At 72.8% G+C, this 19662-nt stretch carries 8 protein-coding genes and 1 pseudogene; 1 reads left to right on the top strand and 8 read right to left on the bottom strand.

Translation table 11 applies throughout. From position 1 onward, the window contains the following. Nucleotides 1-15 precede the first annotated feature (15 nt). The 5 genes from ACIBNE_RS00045 to ACIBNE_RS00025 form a co-directional block, all read right to left on the bottom strand. A complete protein-coding gene (locus tag ACIBNE_RS00045) occupies nucleotides 16-759 on the bottom strand; it encodes an amino acid ABC transporter ATP-binding protein (RefSeq protein WP_399267707.1) in 744 nt (247 codons plus the stop codon). Nucleotides 760-954: 195 nt separating this feature from the next. Beyond that, nucleotides 955-1395 carry a DUF6278 family protein gene (locus tag ACIBNE_RS00040; RefSeq protein WP_399267705.1) on the bottom strand — a complete coding sequence of 147 codons (441 nt, stop codon included), beginning with the start codon at nucleotides 1393-1395 and terminating at the stop codon, nucleotides 955-957. 89 nt (nucleotides 1396-1484) lie between these two features. Beyond that, nucleotides 1485-2264: an exodeoxyribonuclease III gene (locus tag ACIBNE_RS00035; RefSeq protein WP_399267703.1), complete on the bottom strand. Its 780-nt coding sequence runs from the start codon at nucleotides 2262-2264 to the stop codon at nucleotides 1485-1487. A 40-nt stretch (nucleotides 2265-2304) separates the two neighbouring features. Beyond that, entirely contained in the window at nucleotides 2305-2937 is a 633-nt protein-coding gene (locus ACIBNE_RS00030) for an MBL fold metallo-hydrolase (RefSeq protein ID WP_399267701.1), read from the bottom strand. Nucleotides 2938-2950: 13 nt separating this feature from the next. Then, a complete protein-coding gene (locus ACIBNE_RS00025; protein ID WP_399267699.1) occupies nucleotides 2951-4396 on the bottom strand; it encodes an alpha/beta fold hydrolase in 1446 nt (481 codons plus the stop codon). 334 nt (nucleotides 4397-4730) lie between these two features. Between ACIBNE_RS00025 and ACIBNE_RS00020 the strand changes: the two genes are divergently transcribed. Further along, nucleotides 4731-5963, top strand: coding sequence for a nucleotide disphospho-sugar-binding domain-containing protein (locus ACIBNE_RS00020; protein ID WP_399267696.1), 1233 nt, complete (start codon nucleotides 4731-4733; stop codon nucleotides 5961-5963). Nucleotides 5964-6008: 45 nt separating this feature from the next. Here ACIBNE_RS00020 and ACIBNE_RS00015 read toward each other — a convergent pair whose 3' ends face one another. From ACIBNE_RS00015 to ACIBNE_RS00005, 3 genes and pseudogenes are all read right to left on the bottom strand, one after another. Continuing rightward, nucleotides 6009-8879 carry an AAA family ATPase gene (locus tag ACIBNE_RS00015; RefSeq protein WP_399269961.1) on the bottom strand — a complete coding sequence of 957 codons (2871 nt, stop codon included), beginning with the start codon at nucleotides 8877-8879 and terminating at the stop codon, nucleotides 6009-6011. Nucleotides 8880-8997: 118 nt separating this feature from the next. Beyond that, a complete protein-coding gene (locus ACIBNE_RS00010; protein ID WP_399267694.1) occupies nucleotides 8998-13065 on the bottom strand; it encodes a type I polyketide synthase in 4068 nt (1355 codons plus the stop codon). A 7-nt stretch (nucleotides 13066-13072) separates the two neighbouring features. Continuing rightward, nucleotides 13073-19654 (bottom strand): annotated as a pseudogene (locus ACIBNE_RS00005) (SDR family NAD(P)-dependent oxidoreductase); the annotation flags it as partial. Nucleotides 19655-19662 lie beyond the last annotated feature (8 nt).

Below are 19662 nucleotides of genomic sequence, written 5' to 3'. Positions count from 1 at the left end.
GTGGATCCGCCCCCGTCAGTGCTTGAGGATCTTGGAGAGGAAGTCCTTGGCGCGGTCGCTCTCCGGGTGGGTGAAGAAGTCCTCGGGGCTGCGGTCCTCGACGACGCGGCCGTCGGCCATGAAGACCACGCGGTTGGCGGCGGAGCGCGCGAAGCCCATCTCGTGGGTGACGACGACCATGGTCATGCCGTCCCGGGCGAGCTGCTGCATGACCTCAAGGACCTCGTTGATCATCTCGGGGTCGAGGGCCGAGGTCGGCTCGTCGAAGAGGAGGACCTTGGGGTCCATGGCGAGCGCGCGGGCGATGGCGACGCGCTGCTGCTGGCCGCCGGAGAGCTGGGCGGGCAGCTTCTCGGCGTGGGCGGCGAGGCCGACGCGTTCGAGCAGTTCCCTGGATCGCCCGTCGGCCTCGTCCTTCTTCCGCCCGCGGACCTTGGTCTGCGCGAGCGAGACGTTGGCCAGCACGGTCTTGTGCGCGAAGAGGTTGAACGACTGGAAGACCATGCCCACCTCGGCGCGGAGCCTGGCGAGCGCGCGTCCCTCCTCGGGGAGGGGCTGTCCGTCGATGGTGATGTCGCCCGACTCGATGGTTTCGAGTCTGTTCATGGTCCGGCACAGCGTCGACTTGCCCGAGCCGGACGGGCCGATGACCACCACCACCTCCCCACGGCCGACCGTGAGGTTGATGTCCTGGAGGACGTGCAACTTTCCGTAGTACTTGTTGACGCCACGCAGTTCGATCAAAGGATCGACGGCCATACGCTGTCCTGCCCACTCGTCGACGTGTAGGAGTCAGCGCAAACTATCCAGCCCGATAAGGGACTTCACGCCCGACACGCGCATATGGGGCGTAAGCCTATTTATTCAGTTTTAACGACGTCGTACGGCTCCGAACGACGTCGTTCACCGCGCGAACCCGGCGCCGTTCACCGCGGGAGTCCGGCGCCGGCGGGCTCAGCTCTCCGCCGCCTCCGCGTACACCTGGGACAGCTCGGGCGCCCCGGTCGTCGCCCACTCCTGGCCCGTGTGCACCGCGTCGATCTCCTGCCCCGACGCGAGCCGGACGATCGGGCTGTCGTCGTCGCCGATGCTCCAGTGCGCGCCCTCGACCGTGCGCACGATGACCGTGCCCAGGTAGAGCCCGGCGTCCTTGCCCAGCTCGGGCAGCTCCTCCGGGTCGTCGCGCCAGCGCGGCGGCAGCTGGTCCAGCGCCTCCAACGACTCCGGCGTGTCGTCGAGTTGGAGGCCGTACTGCCCGGCTCGGACGCGCAGCAGCTCGTACTCCGAGAGCAGCTCGGCCAGGCCCTCGGGGTTGTCCTTGACGGCGGCGGCGAGGCCCGTCGCCTGCGCCTCGTCATGCCGCTTGCGCCAGTTGTCCAAGAAAGGGATGTTCATACCGCTCAGGGTCGCATTCCGTAAGCCGTAGGGACCACAGGGCGCGCGGAAGTTGGCGCGCGCCCCGTGGCAGGAACCGGTCAGATGGGTCACACGTCGAGGTCGACCACGACCGGCGCGTGGTCCGAAGCGCCCTTGCCCTTGCGCTCCTCGCGGTCGACGTAGCCGTCCTTGACGGCGGCGGCGAACGGGGCGTTGCCGTACACCAGGTCGATGCGGATGCCCTTGTTCTTCGGGAAGCCCAGCTCGCGGTAGTCCCAGAAGGTGTAGGGCCGGTCGTACTTGAGGGGGCGCGGCACCACGTCCGTCAGGCCCCCCTCGCGCAGCGCGGCCAGCGCGGCGCGCTCGGCGGGCGTCACGTGCGTGGCGCCGACGAACAGGGCGGGGTCCCAGACGTCCTCGTCGGTCGGCGCGACGTTGAAGTCGCCCAGGACCGCGAAGGGGCGTGCGCCCGCGCTGTCCTCGGCCACTGCGGCCTTCAGCGCCTCGAACCAGCGCAGCTTGTACGCGTAGTGCTCGTGGTCGACCTCGCGGCCGTTGGGCACGTAGACCGACCAGACGCGCACCGGGCCGCACGTCGCGGACACCGCGCGCGGCTCCTGCCCGCCGTCGTAGTCCGGACCGCCCGGCAGGCCCTTGACCACGTCGTCGAGGCCCACGCGGGAGAGCAGCGCCACGCCGTTCCACCGCCCCGTGGCGTTGACCGCGGCCTCGTAGCCCAGCTCGCGCAGCGGCTCGTAGGGGAACTGCTCGTCGGAGCACTTGGTCTCCTGGACGCAGAGCACGTCCGTGCCGGACGTCTCCAGCCAGGCCAGGAGGCGGGGCAGTCGGGCGGTGATCGAGTTGACGTTCCAGGTTGCGATGCGCATGTGCGTAAACCTAGCGGTTGGGTGTGACAGGGACGGGCTCTCAGAGGGTGGCGGACTCGCCGGGGGTCAGGCGCAGGTGCTCGGCGCCGCCGAGGGCGCCGATCTGGCCGTCGTAGATGGGGCGGGCGAGGTCGGTGAGCAGCGCGTCGTGGATGTCGTACGCGCGCCGCGGCTTCACCTCCCTCACGTAGTCGATGACTTCGGAGATCTTGTTCCAGGGGGCCATGACGGGCAGCAGCAGGGTGTCCACGGCGTGGCCGGGCACGGTCAGCGCGTCACCCGGGTGGAACACGGAACCGTCCACCAGGTAGCCGACGTTGGTGATGCGCGGGATGTCCGGGTGGATCACCGCGTGCAGCTCGCCGTGGACCTGGACGTCGAAGCCCGCCGCGGTGAACGCGTCGCCGTGGCCGACCGTGTGGACCCGGCCGGGGAAGGCCGCCGAGACCTTCTCGGCGACGCTGCGCAGCGTCCAGAGCTCGGCGGCCGGGTTCGCCTCCAGCGCGGCCCGCAGCTGCCCCTCGTCGAAGTGGTCCGGGTGCTCGTGGGTGACCAGCACGGCGTCGGCGCCGACGGCCGCGCCCGCCTCGGTGAACGCGCCGGGGTCGACGACGAGGCTCCGGCCGTCCTTCTCCAGCCGCACGCAGGCATGCGTCTTCTTCGTCAGCTTCATGGTTCCCATCCTGCTACGCGCGCGGGGTGGTTTCCTCCTGGACGACGGTCCTGGCCACCTTGAACGCCGCGTTCGCGGCCGGGGCGCCGCAGTAGACCGCGGTCTGGAGCAGCACCTCCTTGATCTCGGCGGGCGTCAGGCCGTTGCGCAGCGCGGCGCGGACGTGCGCGGCGAGCTCGTCCAGGTGTCCGGACGCGACGAGCGCGGTGAGCGCGACACAGCTGCGGGTACGGCGGTCCAGACCGTCCCTGGCCCAGATCTCGCCCCAGGCGTAGCGGGTGAGCAGCTCCTGGAAGTCGGTGCCGAAGCCGTCGGCGACCGCCTCGGCGTCGGCGGTCTCGCGGTCCACGTGCGCGTCGCCGAGCACCTCGCGGCGGATCCGGGCGCCTTCGTCGTACGGGTCGGGCCGGCCGGCGGGCGGGGGCGCGGCGGCGGGACCGGCACCGGTGCCGGTCCCGGGGACCGCCTCGGGGGCGGGGGCGGCGAGCGGGTGCGGGGGCGGAGTCGGCGGCTGCGGGGGCTGGGGCTGGTCCTGCGCGGGGTGCGGGGGCGGGGTCGCGGGGGCCTGGGGAGCCGCCGGGACCGGGGCTGCGGGGGCGCCCGGGACGTCCGGGGCGGGCCGTGCGGGCTGTACGGGGGCCGGGGCGGGCGGCAGGGGCGCGAGCGCGCGGGGAGCGTCGGGCCAGGCCGTCGCGAAGTGGTGCGCGAGCAGGTCCGTGACGGCCGCGGGCTGCTCGATCGGGGCGAGGTGCGAGGCGCCGGGCACCACCGCGAGGCGGGCGTCGGGAATGCCCGCGACCAGGGTGCGGGCGTCGGCGGGCCCGGTCACCTCGTCCTCGGCGCCGACCAGGACGAGCGTGGGGACGCCGATGCGGCCGAGCCCGGTGCGGACGTCGAAGGCGGCCAGCGCCTCGCAGGCCGCGATGTAGCAGCCGGGGTCGGTGGTGCGCACCATCTGTACGGCCCACTCCACGATCGCGGGCTGCGCGGCGGCGAAGGCCCCGGTGAACCAGCGCTCGGGCGCGGTGCGGGCGATGGGGTCGAGGCCGTTGGACCTCACCACCACCCCGCGCTGCCGGAACTCGTCCGCCGTGCCGAACCGCGCGGACGCCGCGACCAGCGCGAGCGAGGCGACGCGGTGCGGATGGCGCAGCGCGAGGTCGGCGCCGATCGCGCCGCCGATCGAGCAGCCCGCGTACCCGAAGCGCTGGACGCCGAGCCCGTCGAGCGTGGCCAGCAGCCGGTCCGTGAGCTCCTGGACGGAGGCGGCCGGGACGGCGGGGGCGCCGCCGTGGCCCGGGAGGTCGAAACGGAGCACCCGCCACTGCTGGGACAGCTCGGGGACCTGCCGGTCCCACATGTGCCACGTCGTGCCGAGAGACGGGCCGATGACGAGGACGGGGGCGTCTTCCGGTCCGTCGAGCCGGTGCTGCAAGGTGTTCGGTGGTGTCTCACTCACTCGCCCGAGCCTCTCATCCGGCGCGGCAGCCCCTATGAGCGGGGTCCCGACCACGGCCGGTCGCGTCGCGCGCGGGCCCCCGCCGACCCGGAGCCGGCCGGGCGCGTCGCGACCGCGGGGAGTCCGGAGGGCGAACAGCCGGGCTTTGTCACCGAGTTGACCATCCATTACAGTGAGGCATTCCATTGTGAGAGTGTGAGACATTCGCATAGCGCCTTATGCGGAACACCCCCGGCGCCCGATCACAGGATGCGATCGATATTGTTTGAGCCAACATTGTTTGAGCCGACAATCATCTGCGCGGCGGCGACCACGGGCACGGGAGACCGTCGTCATGCCTGACGAATTCCCCGCATCGCGCTACAGCATCGTCATCCTGAATGATCCGGCCGAGCCGCGGACCCGTTCGACGCTGCCGATCGCCCAGGAACTGCGCCGCCGCGGGCACCGCGTCACCTATGTGACCACCCGCGATTTCGCGCCGCGCGCCGTGGCCACCGGCGTGGACGTCCTCGTGCACGAGCCCTGCCCCGCCTACGGGCTCGAAGTGGACCTCTGGGCGTGCGAGAGCGCGGCCGACCCCGTCTCGGTCGTGAGCACCCTCGACTGCGCCGAGGACATCCACTCGGCGCTCGTCGACGACATACCCGACCTGGTGCTCTACGAGGCGTCGGCGCGCATCACGGCCCGCCTCCTGACCTGCCGCTGGAACCGGCCCGCCGTACAGATCCTCCCGTCGTTCGCCGGGAGCGACACGGCCGTCGGGGACGCGGCGCACCGGGCCGTTCCCGACACCGACCGCACTTCGTGCGTCAGCACCCTGCCCGTGCGCGTCAGGGAGCGGCTCTGGCGGTTCCTCTCCCCGGCGGGAAAGTCCGGTATATCGCCGAGCGACTTCTATACGAAGCCGGAACCCCTGTCCATAGCTCTTTTTCCCCCGGAGTTTCAAGCCAACGGTGACGGCTTCGACAGCCACGTGGCTTTCGTCGGGCCCTGCATACCGGAGCGGACGATGGCCGAAAGGTGGGTGCCACCGATCACGGACCGTCCCCTCGTGCTCCTCTCCCTCGACCGGACTTTCACCGGGGACCCGCAGGATTTCCTCAGCGGCTGCGCCTCGGCCTTCGCCGGGAAACCGTTCCGTCCGGTGGTCGCGACGGACGGCGGTCCGGGGTCCCTGGCGGCCGACGAGCAGTCCGCCGTCGTCGAGATCCACGAGAACGTGCCGCGGACCGTGGTGCTGCGCCGGGCGGCGGCGGTCGTCTGCCACCCGGACCTGGACGACGTCATCGAGTCCCTGTACTTCAACACCCCGCTCGTCGTCGTCCCGACGTCCCGCTTCCAGCGCGCGGTGGCCGACCGGGTGACCGAACTCGGCCTGGGCATCCAGGTGGCCCCCGAGGACGCCGACTCCGCCGCTCTCGCCGACGCCGTCGCCACCGTCATGGACGACCCGGACATCACCCGCGCGGTGCGGGAGTTCCAGCGGCAGATGCGCCGCGCGGGAGGCCCGCGCCGCGCCGCCGACGAGATCGAGCGCTATCTGGAGTGGAGCTACGGGCCGTGAGGCCCGGCCCGCCCGGCCCTCCCCGACCCGCTCGGCCCCGCCCGCTCAGGCCGACTCGACGTCGCCCGTGGGGACGACGTTGAGCCGCTGCGCCAGGTCCGACCGGCGGCTGACGCTCAGCTTCCGGTAGACCCGGGTCAGGTGCTGTTCCACGGTGCTGGTGGTGATGTACAGCTTGCGGCCGATCGCCCGGTTGGTAGCGCCCAGTGCCGCCAGTTCCGCCACCCGCCGTTCCGCCTCGGTGAGCAGGTCGGCGCCGTCGGGTCTGGTCCCGGCCGCCGGGGGCGCCGCCTCGGGCTGCGGCGCGCGGGCCGGTGCCGGTACCCGTGAGGGCTGCTCCCACTCCGTGGCGGCCGAGCACGCCCGCAGCATCTGTGCCGCGTTCTCCGCGAGGTCCTCCGCCCGGTCCTTGTCGCCCAGCTGCCGGTGCGCGTCGCTGAGGTCGGACAGCGCGCGGGCCAGCTCGTAGCGGGCGACGTCGGGGTGGAGCAGCCTGATGGCCTGTTCCAGCAGTTCGGGCCGTTCCTCGGGTTCCGACGTCGCGGCCAGCACGCGCAGCGTGGCGCCCCTGCTGCTCGGCAGATGGGCACCGGTGCGGCTCAGTTGCTCCTCGATGAGGACGCGGGCCTTCCTGCGCTGCCCGAGGGCCAGCGCCGCTTCGGCCGCGCCGCCGCGCCAGGGGACGAACGACGGCAGGTCCATCCCCCAGGTGTCCATGAGCCGTCCGCAGCTCTCGAAGTCGGTCAGCGCGGCGGTGGGTCTGCTGCGCGACAGGTGGAACTGTCCCCGCGCGTAGAGGTAGGGCAGTCCGTACCGGGACTCGAAGAGCGTGTCGGGCACCGGCAGCCGTACGTACTCCACCGCCTGTTCGTGCCGTCCCTGGTAGGTGTGGGCCAGGATGAGGTTGGCCAGCGTGCCGCCGAGGGCCACGCCCCAGCCGATCGGGGAGAACTGGCCCAGTGCGGCCTCGCCGTGCCGTACGGCCGTCTCCGTGTCCCCCTGGCGGAGCGCCGCCTCCGCGCGGACGGCCGCGAACAGGGCCCGCCAGGCCGTCGACCCGTGCTCGGCCGCGACCTTCAGCAGCTCCTCCGACCAGGCGGTCGCCTTGTCGGGCCGGTCCGCGTAGAGCAGCGTGAGCAGCGCGGCGTGGAGCGAGACCAGGGTGTCGTCGCCCAGGCTGACGCTGTGCAGGATGCCTTCCGCGGTCGTCACCGTGTCGTCGTCGGGGCCCTGGTCGAGCAGCCGGGTCAGTTCGGTGACCGCCTTGCGGCCGAACGAGCGCGCCAGTTCTCCGGTGCCCCTGGGGCCCGCGGTCACCGTCCCGTCGGCGGAGCGGGCGGCGGACCTCGCCGCTCCCCCGGCGCTGGGAGCGCTCCCCGCTCCAACGGTCACCGAGGGGTGCGTGTAGGCGACCCAGTGGGTGAAGGCCGTCAGTTCCTCCGAGGGGGCGCCGTGGCTCCCGGTCTCGTTCTCCTCCCACAGGGCAAGTGCCTCGCGCGCCTCGGTGTACCGGCCGTGCCAGAGCAGGTTGCGGATGAGCAGGCTGGAGTCCTGTCCCGATATGTGTCCCCGGCGCAGGGCGTCCTTGAGCCAGGTGGTGTGGCGCATGGCGCGCAGCGGGGACTTGCGCCAGTCGATGCGCATCAGGTCGGCGATGAGGGCGGCGAGCTGGCGGCTGTTCGTGCCGTAGGTCAGCGCGAGCCTGAGGTACTCGCCCGCCGCTTCCGTGCGGCCCGCGGCCAGTTCGGCGCGGGCGGCCTCGCGTAACACGTTGATCATCCAGCTCTCCGGGGCCTTGCCCGCGGCGAGGAGCTGATCGGCGACCGTCGCGGGGGGCGTGCCCTCGTTCTGGAGGACGGTCGCGACCCTGAGGTGGAGTTCCTGCCGCCGGTCGGGGGGCACCTGTTCCAGGATCGCCGTGTGGGCCGTGGGGTGCCGGAACCTGCCGGAGTTCAGCAGGCCGGTGGCGGTGAGCGTGGCGACCGCGTGCTCGACGGTGGCGGTGTTCCGGCCCAGGATGTGGGCGATGGCCGCCGGGGGGAGCACCTCGCCCGCCGCGGCCACGGTGCGCGCGACGTCGAGCACGGCGGGGCTCGCCATGAAGAGACAGCCGGTGAGCGCGTTGCGGAACGACTCGTCCGCGATGGCCGGTTCGCAGCGGTGGTCGCAGCCTGCCGTGCGGTGGCCCGCCTCGTAGTCGTCGAGCAGGGCGGACAGGAAGAGCGGGCTGCCGCCCGACGCCTCGTAGTACGAGTCGGTCAGCTCGTTCGCCTTGGCGGGGCCGAGTCTGGTCTCGATCACGTCGCGGGTGCCGGCCGGCGAGAGCATCCGCAGGCGGATCTTGCGGCAGTTCGGCTGCCGGAACAGCTCGGCGTGGAAGACCGGGTGGGGCGAGCGGACGGTGGACTCCTCGGCGAGGAGCAGCAGCGTCCGGGACGCCTTCGTCCTGCGTTGCAGGAACAGCAGCATCTGGAGCGAGGGGCCGTCCGCGAACTGCAGGTCGTCGATGCTCAGGACGACCGGGCAGCGTCTGCTCAGCTCCAGCAGCACCGAGCGCAGCCCGTGGGCCACGGTGATGCTCGGCTGTCCGGCCATGATGGGGTCGCGGACCCGGCTGGCGGACAGCTCCTCCATCAGCAGTTCGCCGGCCCGGTCCCGCAGTTCGGGGGGCAGCTCCGCACTGCGGAAGAGCTGGTCCATCACCCCGAGGGGCACGTCCTGCTCCGTCGGCGAGGCGGCGGCGGTCAGTACGACCGTGCCGGCCGCCTCCGCCTGCTTGCAGAAGGTCTGGATCAACTGCGTTTTTCCGCTACCCGTCGGTCCACTGACGATAGCGATACCGCTCCGTCCTCCCGCCGATTCGCCGAGCAAAGCAGTCAGAGCGGCCAGTTCACGCTCGCGCTCGGCGAGCTGCATCGTTGGCCGTATTTCCATACCGTCCCCCGTACATGTCCATATGCCCCGGGGAACGTGAATATAGCAAACGAAATCGAACGGCCGAAGATTCCTTGATCACATGGCCTGAATAGGTACTTCAGCGACGATTCCTGTCCTGAACCCGCGCGAGGGCCGGTCCGGTGCGCAGCCAGGACTCGACGGCCCCGGCGGTGGTCCCCGCGGCATTCTCCAGCAGGGTGAAATGATTCCCCTGAACTTCACTCAGAGTGTGCGGGGCGGGCCAGGAGGAGCGCCATTCGCCGTCGTCGGCCCCGGCGCCCGGCTCGACCGGAACGAATGATTCCGTGGGTCGTACGAACAGCACGGGCGCCCTGACCTCCTGCGGAGCGCACTGCCGCATGAGGGTGCCGTAGCGGCCCATCGCCGACAGCCTGGTGGCGGAGAACGTCCCGAAGTGGTCCTCGCGCTCCATCATTCCGTCGAGCATGCGGGCCCACAGTCCGTCGGCGTCGTCCCTCGCGCCGGTGGCCCGCTCGTCGTCGCCGTCGAGGGGCAGGTAGGTGTCCAGCAGGACGATCCCCGCGGGGAGCACGCCGTCGCGCTCCAGGCGGGCGGCGGTGGCGTGGGCGAACTGGCCGCCCGACGAGTAGCCGACCAGCACGAAGGGCGCGTCGCCCGCCAGTTCCCGCACGCTCCGCGCGAAGTGGTCCACGGCCGCGTCCACCGACACGGGCAGCGGCTCGCCGTCCGCGAAGCCGGGCGGGCTGACGACGTGCACCTCGCGCACGTCGTGGAAGCCCGCGGCGAACCGCGCGTACTGCTGGGCCCCGGCGAGCGCCATCGGGGACGGGAAGCAGATGAGCACGGGGGCGTCGGGGCCCTTGGCGAGCTGTACCGGCGGGCTGACGGCACCGGCCTCGGCGGCCGTCGTGAAGGACGGGCGCAGCTCGGCGACCGCGCCCAGCAGGGCCATTCCCTGGACCATCCTGCCGTCGCGGACCGCCGCCCGGAACAGCGCGCCGACGGCCTCCGGCGCGGCGGCCGGGTCCTCGGCGGCCGCCGGCGCGGCACGCGGCGCGGCCGCGAGGTGCGCGGCGAGCCGGGCCGGGGTGCCGAGGTCGAAGACCGCGGCGGCGGGGACCTCCAGGCCGGTGGCCCGCCGCAGGCCCTTGCGCAGCTCCATCGCGGACAGGGAGTCGATGCCCACTTCGAGGAAGGCCCGCTCCGGGTCGAGCGCCTCGGGCGAGTCGTGGCCGATGACCGCGGCCACGTGCGCCATGACCACCTCGACCAGCAGCTTCTCGCGGTCGGGCCCGGTCAGCGCGTCCAGCCGGGCACGGAACCCGTCGGCCGCGAGTCCGTCGGTGGGCGGGCCAACGGCCGCGGGCCCGGAGGCGTCCGGTGCGGCCTCGCCGTAGAGCGCGGGCGACGCGGTCCAGTAACGCCGGTGCTGGAAGCGGTAGGTGGGCAGGTCCACCACCTGCGCGCCGCTGCCCCGGTAGAGCGCGGGCCAGTCCACCCCGGCGCCGGTGGCGTGCAGCATCCCCACTCCGGCGAGGAGGGTGCCGACCTCGGCGCGGTTCGCGCGCATCAGGGGGATCACGGTGGCCCGCTCGGCGTCGTCCGGGCTCAAAATCGGCTGCACGAGACCGGAAAGCACCGCGTCGGGGCCGATCTCCACGTAACGGACGACGCCCCGCGCCCCGACGGACCGCACCGCGTCGGCGAACCGGACCGCCTCGCGGACGTGGGTGATCCAGTAGGCGGAGGTGGTGGGGGCGGCGGGCTGCCCGGTGACGGTGGAGACGAAGGGGAGGACGGGTTCGTGGAAGGTGAGGCCGCTGACGGTGTTCTCGAAGTCGGCGAGCATCGGTTCCATGAGGGGCGAGTGGAAGGCGTGGGAGACCTTGAGGCGGGTCGCCTTGCCACCGGCGGCCTTGACGGCCTCGACGACCGCATCGACGGAGGCGGCGGCGCCGGAAACGACGACGGAACGCGGCCCGTTGACGGCCGCTATCGCCGCGTCCGTCACACCCTCCAGCAGGGCCCGGACCTCGTCCTCGGTGGCCTGCACGGCGGCCATCACACCGCCCTCGGGCAGGCCCTGCATCAACCGGCCCCGCGCCACGACCAGCGCGCAGGCGTCAGGCAGGGAGAACACCCCGGCCACACATGCGGCCGCGATCTCACCGATGGAATGCCCGGCCAGCACGTCAGGGCGCACCCCCCAGGACTCGACCAGCCGGAACAGGGCGGTCTCGACCGCGAACAGGGCAGGCTGCGCGTACTCGGTACGGTCCAGGAGTCCCGCGTCGCCTTCCTCCGCGTACAGCACCTCCTTCAGAGGACGCGGCAGCAGCGGGTCCAGATGCCCGCACACCTCGTCCAGCGCCTCCGCGAACACCGGGAAGCTCTCCGCCAGCTCACGGCCCATACCCACCCGCTGCGCACCCTGACCCGTGAACAGGAATGCGGTCTTGCCGCTCGGGTGGGCCGTGGCGCGGACGAGGTTCGACGCGGGGGCGTCCTCTACGAGGGCGGTCAGGGCGGCGGTGAGTTCGTCGGCGTCGGCGGCGGTGACGACGGCCCGGTGGTCGAGGTGGGCGCGGGTGGTGGCGAGGGAGTAGCCGAGGTCGGCGAGGGAGGGGGCCCCGGATTCCACGACGCGGGCGCGCAGGGCCGCGGCCTGGTCGCGCAGGGCGTGTGCGGTGGCTCCCGACACCGGCCAGAGCACCGGCGTACGGGAGTTCCCGGGCGCCGGGGCGTCGTCCGGGGCGGCCACGGCGCTCGGGGCCTGCTCCAGGATCACGTGGGCGTTGGTGCCGCTGATGCCGAAGGACGAGATGGCAGCGCGCCTGGGCCGGTCGCTCTGCCAGGGCCGGGACTCGGTCAGCAGCTCCACCCGCCCCGCCGACCAGTCCACCTTCTTTGACGGCTCGTCCACGTGCAGCGTCTTCGGCAGCACGCCCTCCCGCATCGCCATGACCATCTTGATGATGCCCGCGACGCCCGCGGCCGCCTGGGTGTGACCGATGTTGGACTTGATCGAGCCGAGCCACAGGGGCCGGTCGGCCGCGCGGTCGCGGCCGTAGGTGGCCAGCAGTGCCTGGGCCTCGATGGGGTCGCCGAGGACCGTGCCGGTGCCGTGCGCCTCGACGGCGTCGATCTGGTCGGCCGAGAGCCGGGCGTTCGCCAGCGCGGCCCGGATGACGCGCTGTTGCGCGGGCCCGTTGGGCGCGGTGAGGCCGTTGCTCGCGCCGTCCTGGTTCACGGCGGAGCCGCGCACCAGGGCGAGGATCCGGTGGCCGTTGCGCCGGGCGTCGGACAGCCGCTCCAGGGCCAGTACGCCGACGCCTTCGGAGAAGCCGGTGCCGTCGGCTGCCTCGGCGAAGGACTTGCAGCGGCCGTCGGCGGCGAGCCCGCGCTGCCTGCTGAAGTCGAGGAACGTGCCGGGCGTGGCCATCACCGTGACGCCCGCGGCGAGCGCGAGCGAGCACTCGCCGTTCCGCAGCGCCTGGGCCGCGAGGTGCAGCGCCACCAGCGACGACGAGCACGCCGTGTCCACGGTGACCGCAGGGCCCTCGAAGCCGAAGGTGTAGGAGACCCGGCCGGGGACGACGCTGCCGCTGCCGTAGCTGTTGACGTAGTCGTGGTACATCACCCCGGCGAAGACGCCGGTACGGCTGCCGCGCAGCGTGCCGGGCACCAGCCCGGCGTGTTCCAGCGCTTCCCAGGCGACTTCGAGGAGGAGCCGCTGCTGCGGGTCGAGCGCGGCGGCCTCGCGCGGTGCCACGCCGAAGAAGGCCGGGTCGAAGTCGCCCGCGTCGTGGAGGAATCCGCCGTGCCGGGAGTAGGTGGTGCCGTCGTGCTCCGGGTCGGGGTCGTAGAGGGTGCCGAGGTCCCAGCCCCGGTCGGCGGGGAACTCGTCGATGGCGTCGGCCCCTTCGGCGACCAGCCGCCACAGGTCCTCGGGGGAACGGACCCCGCCGGGGTAGCGGCACGCCATCCCGACGACGGCGAGGGGTTCCCGCGCGGCGGCGGTCAGGCGGCGGTTCTGCTCGCGCAGCCGCTCGGTCTCCTTGACGGACGCCCGCAGCGCGTCGACGAGCTTCGCGCCGGGGTCGGCGGATGCGGCGGATCCGGCTGATCCGGCTGATCCGGCGGACGGGGGTACGGCCCGGCCCGGACGAGTGGTCTCGGTCATGGCGTTCTCACTTCTCCCACGTCGTGTCGTTGCCGTCGAACTCGTCCTGGCCGTTGCCGTACTCGTCGTACGCGTCGGATCCGTACGCGTCCGTTCCGTACGCATCTACGTCGTACGCGTCTGCGTCGTACGCGCCGTCCGCGCCGCCGTCCCGCGCGGTGCCGCCGGGGCCCGCTTCCGCGAGCGCCATGCTGATCAGCGCGTCGGCGTCCATGGCGTCGATGGAGCCGCCGCCGTCCGCCTCCCCGGTGACCGGTTCCGCCTCGATGCCCGCGAGTTCGAGCAGGCTCTCCAGGAGTCCCGCCTCCCGCAGCCGGGACAGCGGTATGGCCGCGAGGGCGCCGCGGACGCGGGCCTCGGCCGACCCGCCGTCCGCCCCTTCCCCGTACTCGCCGCTCTGTGGCACGAGTTCCGCCAGCAGGTGGTCCGTGACGGCGCGGACGCTCGGGTGGTCGAAGATGAGCGCGGCCGGGAGGCGCAGCCCGGTCGCGGCGCCCAGGGCGTTGCGGAACTCAACGGCGGTCAGCGAGTCGAAGCCCAGGTCGCTGAAGGACCGGTCGGCGTCGACCCCTTGGCCGTCGGCGTGGCCGAGCACCGCCACGACGTGTCCGCGCACCAACTCGATCAGCAGTTCGTCCCGTTCGGCGGCCGGCGTCCCGGTGAGGCGGGCGCGCAGCCCGTGGGAGTCGGCGGGCGCCGCGACGGCCTGGGTAGCCCGCCGCGCCGGGGCCCTGACCAGGCCGCGGAAGAGCGGCGGCAGCTCTCCCCCGCCGCCCTGCGCCATGGCCCGGGTGTCGAGTGCGACGGGGACGAGGAGCGCGTCGGCGGGGGCACCGGCGCGTTCCGTGCCGAGTACGGCCGCGTCGAGGAGCGCGAGGCCCTGCTCGGCGGTGAGCGCGCCCGCTCCGGAGCGCGTCATGCGCTGGGCGTCGGTGCCGCTGAGCCCGCCGCCCATGCCGCCCTCGTCCGCCCACAGGCCCCAGGCCAGCGAGGTGGCCGTCAGACCGTGGGCGCGACGGTGCTGGGCGAGTGCGTCGAGGAAGGAGTTGGCCGCGGCGTAGTTGGCCTGCCCGGGGACGCCGAGCGCGCCCGCGATGGAGGAGAAGAGCACGAACGCCGACAGGTCGAGGTCGCGGGTCAGTTCGTGCAGGTTCCAGGCCGCGTCGACCTTGGGCCTGAGGACCCCGTCCACCCGCTGCGGGGTCAGCGAGCCGAGGACGCCGTCGTCGACCACGCCCGCGACGTGCACGACCGCGGTCAGCGGGTGCTCGGCGGGGACCTCCGCCAGCAGGGCGGCCAGCTGGGGCCGGTCCGCCGCGTCGCAGGCGGCGAACGTGACGTGCGCGCCGTGCCCGGTCAGGTCCGCGCGCAGCTCGGCGGCGCCCGGCGCGTCCTCGCCCCGCCTGCTGGTCAGCAGCAGACGGCGGACGCCGTGCTCGGCGGCCAGGTGACGTGCGACCAAGGCGCCCAGGGCGCCGGTCGCGCCGGTGACCAGGACGGTGCCCTCGGGGTCCCAGGCCCGCTCGCGCGGTGCGGCAGGGGCGGGGGCGGAGGGTACGCGGGCCAGCCTCGGCACGGTCAACGCGCCTTCGCGTATCGAAAGTTGGGGCTCGTCGCTGCGTACCGCCGTCGGCAGGGCGGCCAGTGAGGCGTCGGCGGCGTCCACGTCCACCAGCACGATCCGGCCGGGGTGTTCCATCTGCGCGGACCGCACGAGGCCGCTCGCGGTGGCTGCCGCGAGGTCGGCGACCTCTCCGTCGGCGGCGGGCACCGCGCCCTGCGTGACGACCACCAGGGTCGCGGAGGCGAACCGGTCGTCCGCCAGCCAGCCCTGGAGGGCGGCGAGCGTCCGGTGCGTCAGCTCGCGCACGGCCCCCGGCGTGCCGTCGGCACCCCCGGCGGCTCCGACGAGGGGCAGTACGACGATGTCCGCGTCGCCCGCGTCGTCCAGTTCCGGTATCACCGCCGTGCTCGCCACCACGGGGGCCAGCGCCTCCGACCAGGCGGTGGCGCCGCTGCCGACCACGGCCCACTTGCCGACGCCGACGGCCGCGGAAGCGTGCAGCGGGGTCCAGTCCACCCGGTACAGCGAGTCGATGAACTCGGTACGGGCCAGGGCCAGTTGTTCCGTGGAGATCGGCCGTACGTCCAGCCGCTCCACCGACACCACCGGCTGCCCCGCCGCGTCCGCCACCGCGATCGACACCGCTCCGACGCCGGACGTCACGCCCTGGCCGAGCGGGCGCACCCGCACCCGCAGCGCGGTGGCACCCGTGGCGAACAGTTCGACGCCCGCCCAGGCGAACGGCAGCCCGGCCCGGTCCCCCGAACCGCTCAGACCCACGGCGTGCAGCGCGGCGTCCAGTACCGCCGGGTGCACCCCGAACCCGTCGACCGCCACGCCGTCCGGCAGCGCGACCTCGGCGTACACGTCGTCACCGAGGCGCCAGGCGGCGCGCAGGCCGCGGAAGACGGGGCCGTACGACAGCCCGCCCTCGGCGAACCGCTCGTACATCCCCTCGACCGGCAGCGGCACCGCGCCCACCGGAGGCCAGGCGGCGAACTCCGCGCCGTCCGCGACGGCGGGCGCCGACGCGGCCAGCACACCGGAAGCGTGCCGCACCCACGGGGCCTCGTCCACGGGGCCCGCACCGCGCGTGTGGACGGTGAAGGCGCGGTGTCCCGCCTCGTCGGGCGCCTGGACCACGAGCTGGGTGTGGACGGCACCGCGTTCCGGGAGCACCAGTGGCGTCTCCAAGGTCATCTCCGCGAGGACCGGGCAACCCGCCCGGTCGCCCGCCGCGACGGCCATCTCCACGAACCCGGTGCCGGGGAACAGCACGGTGTCGCCGAAGGCGTGGTCGACCAGCCAGGGCTGGGTCCGGGTGGAGAACTGCCCGCTGAAGACCAGGTTGTCGGTCTCCGCGAGCACAACGGCCGCGCCGAGCAGCGGATGGCCGGCGCCCTCCGAGGCCGCGCCGAACGGGGAGTACCCGTCGATCCAGTAGCGCTGGTGTTGGAAGGGGTAGGTGGGGAGGTTGATGTGGCGGTTGGGGTTGTTGGTGTGGAGGGTGGTCCAGTCGACGGGGTGGCCGTGGGTCCAGAGGCCGGCCAGGGCGGTGAGGGCCTGGGTGTGTTCGGGGCGGTCGCGGCGGAGCAGGGGTACGCAGTGTCCGGTGTCGGCGGCCATGGTGGTGAGGACGGCGTCGGGGCCGATCTCCAGGAACGTGGTGGCGCCGTCGTCGGCGAGCGTGCGGACCGCGTCGGCGAAGCGGACCGCCTCGCGGACGTGGGTGACCCAGTACTCGGGCGAGGTGATCTCTCCCGGGGTGAGGGTCTTGCCGGTGACGGTGGAGACGAAGGGGATGACGGGGTCGTGGAAGGTGAGGCCGCTGACGGTGTTCTCGAACTCCTCCAGCATGGGTTCCATGAGGGGTGAGTGGAAGGCGTGGGAGACCTTGAGGCGGGTCGCCTTGCCACCGGCGGCCTTGACCGCCTCGACCACGGTGTCCACGGAGGCGGCGGTGCCGGAAACGACCACGGCCCGCGGGCCGTTGACGGCGGCGATCGCCGCGTCCGTCACGCCCTCCAGCAGGGTGCGGACGTCGTCTTCGGTGGCCTGCACGGCGGCCATCACACCGCCCTCGGGCAGGGCCTGCATCAACCGGCCGCGTGCGGCGACCAGCGCGCAGGCGTCAGGCAGGGAGAACACCCCGGCCACGCATGCGGCCGCGATCTCGCCGATGGAATGACCGGCCAGCACGTCCGGGTGGACGCCCCAGGACTCGACCAGGCGGAACAGGGCGATCTCGACCGCGAACAGGGCAGGCTGCGCGTACTCGGTACGGTCCAGGAGTCCCGCGTCGCCTTCCTCCCCGTACAGCACTTCCTTCAGCGGACGCGGCAGCAGCGGGTCCAGATGCCCGCACACCTCGTCCAACGCCTCCGCGAACACCGGGAAAGCGTCGGCGAGTTCGCGGCCCATGCCGATGCGCTGCGCACCCTGACCCGTGAACAAGAACGCCAAGCGGCCCTTGGTTGCGGTGGCTTGGACGAGGGTGGGGGCGGTGTGGTCGGCGGCCAGGGCCTGGAGGCCGGTGCGGAGATCGTCGTGCGTGGTGGCGAGGACGACGGCGCGGTGGTCGAGGTGGGCGCGTCGGGTGGCCAGCGCCGTGGCCAGGTCCTGGAGATGCGGGGCGTTGTCGGTGTTCAGGAACGCGGCGAGGTCGCGCGCCTTCGCGCGCAGTGCGGCCGGGGCCGCGGCGGACACCGGGAGCAGCACGGGTCCGGTGAGGGCCTCGGGAAGCTCGGCCGAAGTGTCGTCGGCGGGTTCCGGGGCCTGCTCCAGGATCACGTGGGCGTTGGTGCCGCTGATGCCGAAGGACGAGATGGCAGCGCGCCTGGGCCGGTCGCTCTGCCAGGGCCGGGACTCGGTCAGCAGTTCCACACGCCCCGCCGACCAGTCCACCTTCGACGACGGCTCGTCCACGTGCAGCGTCTTCGGCAGCACGCCCTGCCGCATCGCCATGACCATCTTGATGATGCCGGCGACGCCCGCGGCCGCCTGGGTGTGACCGATGTTGGACTTGATCGAGCCGAGCCACAGCGGCTGTTCCGCCGTCCGGTCGCGGCCGTAGGTCGCGATGAGGGCCTGGGCCTCGATGGGGTCACCGAGGACCGTGCCGGTGCCGTGCGCCTCGACGGTGTCGATCTCGTCGGTGGACAGGCGCGCGTCCGCCAACGCGGCTCGGATGACGCGCTGTTGGGAGGGGCCGTTGGGGGCGGTGAGGCCGTTGCTGGCCCCGTCCTGGTTCACGGCGGAGCCGCGTACCACCGCCAGGACCTGATGCCCGTTGCGCTGGGCGTCGGAGAGCCGCTCCACCACCAGCACGCCGACGCCCTCGCCCCAGCCCGTACCGTCCGCGCTCTCGGCGAACGACTTGCAGCGGCCGTCAGCGGCGAGGCCGCGCTGCCTGCTGAACTCCAGGAAGGTGGCGGGCGTGGACATCACCGTCACGCCGCCGACCAGCGCGAGGGAGCACTCTCCGGTACGCAGTGCCTGGCCCGCGAGGTGCAGGGCCACCAGCGAGGAGGAGCACGCCGTGTCGACGGTGACCGCCGGGCCTTCGAGGCCGTAGGTGTAGGCGATTCGGCCGGAGACGATGCTGCCCGCGCTGTGGCTGGTCGGGTAGTCGTGGTACATCACGCCGGCGAAGACGCCGGTGGCGCTGCCCTTGAGGGTGGCCGGGTCGATGCCCGCGTGCTCGAACGCCTCCCAGGACGCCTCCAGGAGCAGCCGCTGCTGCGGGTCCGTGCTCAGTGCTTCGTTGGGGCTGATGCGGAAGAAAGCGGCGTCGAAGTCGGCGGCGTCGTGCAGGAATCCGCCCTTGTTGACGTAGGTGGTGTCCGGGCGCTCGCCCTTCGGGTCGAAGATCGCGTCGTTGTCCCAGCCGCGGTCCTCGGGGAACTCCGAGAGGACTTCCCTGCCGCCGAGCACCAGGTCCCACAGGTCTTCCGGCGCCTCGATGCCTCCGGGGTAGCGGCAGGACATGCCGACCACGACGATCGGGTCGTCGTGCGCCGGACCCTCGCGCCGCGCCACCGCCGTGGCGGGAGGGGCGTCGAGGGTGCCGAGCAGTTCGTCGTGGAGGAAGCCCGCGAGGTCGCCCGCGGTCGGGTAGTCGAAGACCAGGGTGGCCGGCAGGCGCAGGCCGGACGCCGCGTTGAGTCCGTTGCGCAGTTCGACGGCGGTGAGCGAGTCGAAGCCGAGGTCGCTGAAGGCGCGGTCGGGCGCGATGGACGCGGGGTTGGCGTGGCCGAGCACATCGGCGATCTGGGCCCGCACCACGGCGAGCAGGGCCCGCTCCCGTTCGGGCCTGGTGAGTGCGGAGAGCTGCTGGTGCAGGGAGTCGGCCGTGCTCGTGTCGCCGACGGCGGCGGTACGGCGTACGGCGGGGACGAGGCGGTGGTAGAGCGGCGGAAGCTCCGCGCCCTGTGCGCGGAGTGCGTCGACGTCGAGTCGTACGGGCACCAGCGCCGAGCCCGCCCGGACACCCGCGTCGAACAGCCCAAGCCCCTCGGACGCGGACAGCGGCAGGACGCCACCGCGCGCCATCCTCAGCAGATCACCCTCCGACAAACCACCACCCATACCACCGACGCCCTGGTCCCACACACCCCACGCCAGCGACACACCCGCCAGACCCTCAGCAACCCGCGCCTCCACCAAACCATCCAGGAACGCGTTCCCCGCCGCATAGTTCCCCTGCCCCGGCGCACCCAACACACCAGCCGCAGACGAGAACACAGCAAACAGACCCAGACCCAGATCACGGGTCAACTCATGCAGATTCCAACCACCCGCAACCTTCGGACGCAACACACCCGCAAGCCGCTCCACCGACAACGACCCCACAAGACCGTCATCCAGCACACCCGCCGCATGCACCACACCCACCAACGGAAACTCCCCAGGAACCCCCGCCAACACCCCGGCCAGAGACTCCCGGTCCGCCACATCACACGCCACCACCTCAACCGACACAGCCCCCAGATCAATCAGCCCGTCAACCAACTCCTGCACACGCGGACCACCAC

This window comes from Streptomyces sp. NPDC050504 (genome assembly GCF_044458065.1).
Taxonomy (GTDB): Bacteria; Actinomycetota; Actinomycetes; order Streptomycetales; family Streptomycetaceae; genus Streptomyces.
This window is presented reverse-complemented; position numbering and strand designations above follow the sequence as displayed.